Genomic DNA, 2,108 nt, shown 5'->3' on the forward strand with positions numbered 1-2,108 from the left:
CCCGCTTCGGTGATCTCCGCGAGCCATTCCCCTGTGCGGTCGTCGAACAGCTTCAGCTGCGCGCCGGGGCCGAGACGCATGACGGCCGATAGGTAGTTCGCCTGCGGCCCCTCCAGCACCAGCGCTGCGCCTTCGCCCAGCGGCTGGTCAACGTAGAGACGCGGGAGGCTGGCAGGGGGCCAGGCGGGGGTTGCGGGCATGCTTCCCCCATACCGTTCGCGCTGAGCTTGTCGAAGCCCTGCCTTTTGTACCTCCCGTAAAGGAGAACAGGCCTTCGACAGGCTCAGGCCGAACGGGTAGGGGCTTATGATGATCGAAGACATCGTCCCGGACAGCGAGCGGCGCGGGCTGATCGGCGTGCTGCCGGCGGCGGCGCGGCCGTTCGCGTCGTTGATGCGGCTCGACCGGCCGATCGGGGTCTGGCTGCTGTTCTGGCCCTGCGCGTGGAGCATAGCGCTGGCGGGGGTCGGGGAGCGGGGCGTGGCGCTGCTGCTCTGGTTCGCCCTAGGCGCCTTCGCGATGCGGAGCGCGGGCTGCGTCTACAACGACATCATCGACCGGGATCTCGATGCCCGCGTAGAGCGGACTCGGCTTCGGCCGCTGGCGAGCAAGCGGGTGTCGTTGAAGGCCGCATGGGTGCTGCTGGTCGGGCTCAGCCTGATCGGCCTCGCCGTGCTGCTGCAGCTCCAGCGGACCGCGCAGATGGTGGCGCTCGCGAGTCTTGCACTGGTTGCCGCCTATCCCTTCATGAAGCGGATCACCTGGTGGCCGCAGGCGTGGCTCGGGCTGGTCTTCTCCTGGGGCGCTCTTGTCGGATGGCCGGCGGTGCGGGGGGAGATGGGCGTTCCGGCTTTGCTCCTATACGCCGGCTCCATCTTCTGGGTGATCGGCTACGACACGATCTACGCGCTCCAGGACAGGGAGGACGATGCACTGGTCGGCGTCAAATCCTCGGCGCTTGCGCTTGGCAAGCGCGCCCGGTCCGGCATCGCGGTCTTCTACATGCTTGCGCTCGGCTTCTGGGGCGCGGCGATCCACTCCCTGCGGCCTGAGGTTTTGGCCCTCGCCGCCCTGCTGCCGGTCGCGGTTCACCTCCTCTGGCAGGTAGCGAGCCTGAAGCCGGACGAAGGCGCCGACGCACTGGCCAAGTTCCGGTCGAACCGCTTCGCCGGCTTCCTCATGTTCCTCGCCTGCCTTGTCGTCGGGACGGCGGGCGCTTAAGCGCGCCGCATGCTTACAGTCAGTGACGCCGAGGCGCGCGCCGCCTCCCTCATCGAAGCCGCCAAGCGCGCGGGAGCGGACGCCGCCGACGTTCTCTATGTCGGCGATGCCTCGACGGGCGTGCACGTCCGCCTTGGGGAGCTTGAGGACGTGGAGCGGTCGGAAGGCGAGGAGATCGGCCTCCGCTTCTTCGTCGGCAGCCGCTCGGCAAGCGTTTCCTCCTCCGATCTCTCGGCCGAGGCGCTTTCCGCTCTGGTGGAGCGCGCGGCGGCGATGGCGCGGGAGGCGCCGGAGGATCCCTATGCCGGCCTCGCCCCCGAGGAGCGGCTGATGCGCGATCCGGGGCCGGACGTCGACGGCGATGACGGCCGCGATCCGCTTCCAACGGAATTAAAGGAGCGGGCGCTCGCAACCGAGGCTGCGGCGCGCGCTCTGCCGGGCATCACTAACAGCGAGGGGGCGAGCGTCAGCGCCGGCCGCTCCGTGATCGCGCTCGCGACCAGCCACGGCTTCTGCCGCGGCTATTCGACCAGCGGCTATAGCGGCACCGCCGGCGTGCTCGGCGGATCGGGTGCGGACATGCAGCGCGATTTCGCGAGCCACAGCGCCCGTCACTATGACGATCTCGACGCGCCGGAGGCAATCGGCCGTCTCGCCGCCGAGCGGACGCTTGCGCGGCTCAACCCCGGCAAGCTCCAGAGCGGCACGATGCCGGTGGTGTTCGATCCGCGCGTCGGCGGCAGCCTCGTCGGCCATTTGCTCGGCGCGATCACCGGGGCGGCGATCGCCCGCAAGACCAGCTTCCTGCTCGGGCGGGAGGACGATCTGATCTTCCCTCAGGGGATCACGATCCGCGAGGACCCGCACAAGAGGCGCGGCCTGCGCTC

General features: G+C 69.5%; 3 protein-coding genes. 2 read left to right on the forward strand and 1 reads right to left on the reverse strand.

Annotated features, from left to right (window positions below; translation table 11 throughout):
- A partial coding sequence (locus tag VF662_RS07080) for an RNA methyltransferase PUA domain-containing protein (protein WP_464139305.1) occupies positions 1-200 on the reverse strand: 200 nt, incomplete at its 3' end.
- Between the two features lie 109 nt (positions 201-309).
- On the opposite strand from VF662_RS07080, the gene ubiA reads away from it, so the two are divergent.
- Together ubiA and VF662_RS07090 are read left to right on the forward strand one after the other, a co-directional pair.
- A complete protein-coding gene (ubiA, locus tag VF662_RS07085; protein WP_464139307.1) occupies positions 310-1,221 on the forward strand; it encodes a 4-hydroxybenzoate octaprenyltransferase in 912 nt (303 codons plus the stop codon).
- A 9-nt stretch (positions 1,222-1,230) separates the two neighbouring features.
- On the forward strand, positions 1,231-2,108 hold an 878-nt coding region (locus tag VF662_RS07090), incomplete at its 3' end, for a TldD/PmbA family protein (protein ID WP_464139309.1).

Origin of the sequence: Allosphingosinicella sp. (assembly GCF_036387215.1) — a bacterium.
Classification (GTDB): Bacteria; Pseudomonadota; Alphaproteobacteria; order Sphingomonadales; family Sphingomonadaceae; genus Allosphingosinicella.

What these genes read in the sequence shown, in the direction of transcription:
- ubiA (WP_464139307.1), top strand. Translation starts at nt 310, where the DNA reads ATGATCGAAGACATCGTCCCGGACAGCGAGCGGCGCGGGCTGATCGGC.